We start from the raw sequence: 5360 nt of genomic DNA, 5'->3' as shown, positions 1-5360 counted from the left end.
TTGCATGCCCATGGTCTGAGCCCGGACTGGGACGCGCTCTATCCCGCTCCACCGGTCACCGGTCGGCCGGAGTTGCCGACGTATCCCTTCCAGCATCGGCGGTACTGGCTTACCTCGGTGGTGGGGGCGGGGGGGAGTGTGTCGGCGGCGGGTCTGGGGGTTTCGGATCATCCGTTGGTGGGTGCGGTGACCGAGTTGGCCGAGCAGGGTCAGGTCGTGTTGACGGGGCGGCTTTCACTGCGGGGGCATGCGTGGCTTGCCGATCACGTGGTGGCCGGCAGGGTGCTGGTGCCGGGGACCGTGTTCGTGGATCTGGTGTTGCGGGCCGCTGATCATGCCGGTCATCAGGTCGTCGACGAGTTGGTGTTGCAGGCGCCGTTGGTGCTGGAGGCCGAGGGGGCGGTGGACCTTCAGGTCATCGTCGGGACACCGCAGGAGGAGCGGTGCGCCTTCAGCGTTCATTCACGTCCGCACAGCACGGGCGGGGGGGATGGTTGGACGTTGCACGCGAGTGGATACCTGTCGGGTGTTTCGTCCGCGGTGACGGGGGGCTGGGGTTCGTGGCCGCCGCCGGGTGCGCACGTGGTTCCGGTGGAGGATCTGTACGAGCGTCTGGCGGCCGGCGGTTATCAGTACGGTCCCGCGTTCCAGGCCGTGAGCGCCATCTGGTGCCAGGGTGATGACCTTTACGCCGAGGTCCGGCTTCCCGAGGGTCTGGACGGCCGCGGTCACAGTATTCATCCGGCTCTCCTCGACGCGGCGCTTCACCCTTTGATACTGCCCACCACCACCGGTAGCGGCACCGGTGGTGGTAGTGGTGTGCGGCTGCCGTTCGCGTTGTCGGGCATCACGTTGCACGCCACCGACGCCACGATGCTGCGGGTACGCATCACCACCATCGACGCCGACACCGTCAGTGTCACCGCCATGGATCCCGCGGACGCGCCGGTTATCACCATCGACACCCTCACCCTCCGCTCCAGCGACGCCGACACGCTGAACAGTGCTCCTGCCGTGGTCTCCGACGTCAGCTCGGATCTGTTCCACCTCTCCTGGACAGCGGACATCAGGCCCATGCCGGCGAATGCCGCAGCACGACGGCAGCCCCGCTGCGCTGTGCTGGCAGAGCAGAATCCGGAGCGAGCGATCGAAGTGGCCACAGCGATCGGCGTCGTCCCCGTCCATCGGGATCTGACCGCGCTGATCGACGAACCGAGCTCAATCGGCACAGAGGACCCAGAGCTGGTCGTCTGGCTTCCCCCTCTCATCGACGCCGGCAGCGTCGACGTTCCGGCGGCTGTTCACGCCGTCACCGAGCAAGCTCTGAAGCTGCTGCAAGCGTGGATAAACAATCCTCGGCTGACCGACACTCGCCTGATCATCCTCACTCACCACGCCATCGCGACCAGCCCTCTGGACGGATCGCTCGACCTTGCTCAGGCCGCTGTATGGGGGCTGGTTCGCACTGCTCAGAACGAATATCCCAATCGTTTCGCGCTACTGGACACGGATTACCACGAAGCCTCCTACCGGCAGATTCGGTACCTGCTCACCCGTCACATCCCGGAGGACGAGGAAGGCCAGCTGGCCCTTCGCCAGGGTGTCGTCCACACATCCCGCCTCACTCGTGTCCAATCAGACGACATTCTTTTTCTGCCGGCTGCCACCTCCTGGCGGCTGGACACCGTGGGTAAGGGCACCCTCGCCAATCTCGTGCTCAGCGCCGGCCCGGATCCGGTTGCTCCCGGAGCCCTGCTCCATCGAGAGTCGCCGGAGGAGTCGATCGGCATTCCGACTGAGAGCGCCGGGTGTGGTTCGGCGGAAGCGGCGCACCTCGCCACCACGGCAGACATCGCGGGCCCACGTCCTGAGCAGGCTCTGGCCGACGGTCACATCCGTATGCGTATCCACGCCAGCGGACTGAACTTCCGCGACGTGATGGTCGCTCTCGGCCTCGTCGGAGACGACGGTTTAGGCCTGGAGGGAGCGGGAGTCGTCACCGAGGTCGGTCCCAACGTGGACGGGCTGGCCGTCGGCGACAGGGTCATGGGGTTCATACCCGATTCGTTCGCCCCCGCTGGAGTCACGGACCAACGCATGGTGATTCCTGTGCCTCGCCGCTGGTCCTTTACCGACGCGGCTTCGGCCCCGGTGGCTTATCTGACGGCCTACCACGCCCTGTCGGAATTGGCCGAAGTTCAGGCCGGGCAGCGGGTGCTGATTCACGCGGGCGCCGGCGGGGTCGGTATGGCGGCTATCCGGCTTGCCCGGCACGCGGGGGCGGAGGTGTTCGCAACCGCAAGCCCGGCCAAGTGGCCGATCCTGCGGGAGATGGGCCTTGACGACGACCACATCGCCTCGTCCCGCAGCCTGGAGTTCAAGGCCAAGTTCCTGCAGGTGACCGGCGGCCAGGGAATGCATGTCGTACTGGACTGCCTGAAGGGCGAATTCGTCGACGCCTCGTTGGAACTGCTTCCCAACGGGGGGAGTTTCATCGAGATCGGCAAGACCGATGTACGAGACGCGGATCAGGTCGCCGCCATGTATCCCGGCATCGTCTACCAGGCCGTCGACCGCGCTCTCGGCGACCCTCGAGTCATTCACCGGCTGTTCACCCGCCTGGCTCCGTTGTTCGAAGACGGCACCTTGCCTGCCCTTCCCGTAAGTACGTACGACATCCGGCAGGCGCGCCAGGCATTCCGGGATATGAGTCAGGCCCGCCACGTGGGCAAGATAGTGTTCACTCTCCCGAACGCGCCTGACAGCAACGGAACCGTGCTGATCACAGGGGGAACAGGCACCCTTGGTGGCCTGCTCGCCCGTCACCTGGTGACCGAGCACGGGATGAGAAATCTTCTCCTGGTCTCTCGCCGGGGTCCGGACAGCGACGGCGCCGTCGGGCTGGCCGAAGAACTGACCGAGCTCGGTGCGAGGGTCATGGTCGCAGCCTGTGACATCGCGGACCCGGCCGCACTCGCCGCTCTGCTCGCCTCCATCCCTCGGCAGCACCCATTGACCGCTGTCGTGCATGCCGCCGGAGTGCTGGCCGACGCGACGGTTCCAGCGCTCACTCCTCATCATCTGCGCCGGGTACTGCGCCCCAAGGTCGACGCCGTCTGGAATCTGCACCAGCAAACCCGCCATCTCAACCTGGCCGGATTCGTGCTGTTCTCATCTCTGAGCGGTACCATCGGCTCCCCCGGACAGGGCAACTACGCGGCCGCCAACGCCTACCTCGACGCCCTGGCCCATCATCGACGTCACCTTGGTCTTCCAATCACGAGCTTGGCATGGGGTTATTGGCAGCCGGCTACCGGGATGACCTCCCATCTCGGCGGTAGTGACAAATCACGTCTCGCTCGTCTCGGCTTCACACCCATCACCACCGAGCACGGAATGAAGCTTTACGACGCGGCGCTGGCCACGGGCCTGCCTGCCCTGGCGCCGGCTCCGCTCGACCTTCGCGCCCTCACCGCGCAGTCCCGGACCGGAACACTCCCCAAGATTCTCACCAGCCTGTCGGCGACTTCCGCTCGTCGCCGTGCCGGCGACGCCGGAACCGCGCACTCTTTCGCGGCCGAAATGGCCGGCCTCAGTTCCGCTGATCGGCGCGAGCGCCTCCTGCAACTCGTCCAGATCCAAGCCGTCACGGTCCTGGGACATGGCACCTCCACCTCACTCGACCCGGAGCAACCCTTCAAAACCCTGGGCTTCGACTCCCTCACAGCCCTCGAACTCCGAAACCATCTGAGTCACCACACCGGTCTCAAACTCCCGCCGACCCTCATCTTTGACCATCCCAACCCGCGCGTGCTTTGTGCGTACCTCGACAGCAGGTTTTCTTCTGTCATACCGAAGGAGTTCTCCGACCTTCTTTCCGAGCTCAATAGATTCGAAGCCGTCCTCGCCTCGGCAGCCCTTGACGAGGACGCAAAATCTGCGATCGAAGTCAAACTGAACGACTTGCTCGAAGGTCTGGGCAGATCTCGGCGGCAGTCGGATGCCGTGGTCGAACACATAATGTCGGCTTCGACCGATGAGATATTCGACCTCATTGACAAGGCTATTTCCTGATGTCAGGCGACACTATTATGCGGAGGTTGGCCCGGTGAACGACCAAGAAAAGCTCGTACAGTATCTGAAAAAGGCGACGGTCGAGCTTTACGAGACCAAGCAGCGGCTTCGTGAACTGGAAACTCAGGCACACGAGCCGATCGCGGTGGTGGGGATTGGTTGCCGCTTCCCCGGTGGGGTGACGTCCGCGGGGGAGCTGTGGGACGTGGTCGCGGCGGGAAGGGAGGTGATCGGTGAGTTCCCGGTGGATCGTGGCTGGGATCTGGACCGGTTGTTCAGCTCTGATCCGGATGAGTCGGGCACGACGTACGTTCGGCGCGGTGGATTCTTGTATGACGCCGCCGGGTTCGACGCGGAGTTCTTCGGCATCTCGCCTCGTGAGGCGTTGGGGATGGATCCGCAGCAGCGGTTGCTGTTGGAGGTCGCCTGGGAGGCGGTGGAAAGGGCGGGTATCGATCCGCGTAGCCTGGCCGGGACTCCCACCGGGGTCTTCGCGGGCATTTGGTCTCATGAGTATGGTGCCGGGAGCGCCGAAGCCGTTGAAGGCTACCGGCTGACCGGAGTGGCGGCCAGTGTGGCTTCGGGACGGATCTCTTACTTGCTGGGCTTGGAGGGGCCGGCGATCACGGTGGACACCGCGTGTTCCTCCTCGCTGGTAGCCGTGCATCAGGCTTGTCAATCACTGCGATCAGGTGAGTGCGACCTCGCTCTGGCCGGTGGTGTCACGGTCATGGCCTCCACCGACCTTCTCGTGGACTTCGCCCGGCAGCGTGCGCTGGCGGCGGATGGCCGGACGAAGGCGTTCGGTGCCGGTGCCGACGGCATGGTGACGAGCGAGGGCGCCGGGATCGTGCTGCTGGAGAGGTTGTCGGACGCGCTGGCCAACAAGCATCCGATTCTGGCGGTGGTTCGTGGGTCGGCCATCAACCAGGACGGGGCCTCCAACGGCCTGACGGCTCCTCATGGTCCTTCGCAGCAGCGTGTCATTCGTGCTGCTCTGGCCAATGCCGGTCTTGGCGCGGCTGATGTCGATGTCGTGGAGGCTCATGGCACCGGGACCACGTTGGGTGATCCGATCGAGGCCGGTGCTCTGCTCGCCACCTATGGGCAGGAGCGGCCGGCCGATCGGCCGTTGTGGCTGGGGTCGGTGAAATCCAACATCGGTCATACGCAGGCGGCGGCCGGTATCGCCGGTGTGATCAAGATGGTGGTGGCGATGGAGCGGGGGGTGTTGCCGAGGACGTTGCATGTGGATGAGCCGAGTCCGCATGTGGACTGGTCTGCGG

The 5360-nt window shown here is 65.0% G+C and carries 2 protein-coding genes; both read left to right on the top strand.

What is annotated here, in order from left to right; genetic code table 11:
• The first annotated feature begins 177 nt into the window (after window positions 1–177).
• Window positions 178–4074, top strand: coding sequence for an SDR family NAD(P)-dependent oxidoreductase (locus tag ACWD3H_RS47355; RefSeq protein ID WP_451959758.1), 3897 nt, complete (start codon window positions 178–180; stop codon window positions 4072–4074).
• Window positions 4075–4108: 34 nt separating this feature from the next.
• Window positions 4109–5360 (top strand): beta-ketoacyl synthase N-terminal-like domain-containing protein (locus tag ACWD3H_RS47350; RefSeq protein WP_451959757.1); only part of this gene is annotated, 1252 nt, incomplete at its 3' end.

Source organism: Streptosporangium sp. NPDC002607, assembly GCF_053592655.1.
Note: the sequence above shows the minus strand (reverse complement) of the source record. Positions and strands in the feature narration are given on the sequence as shown.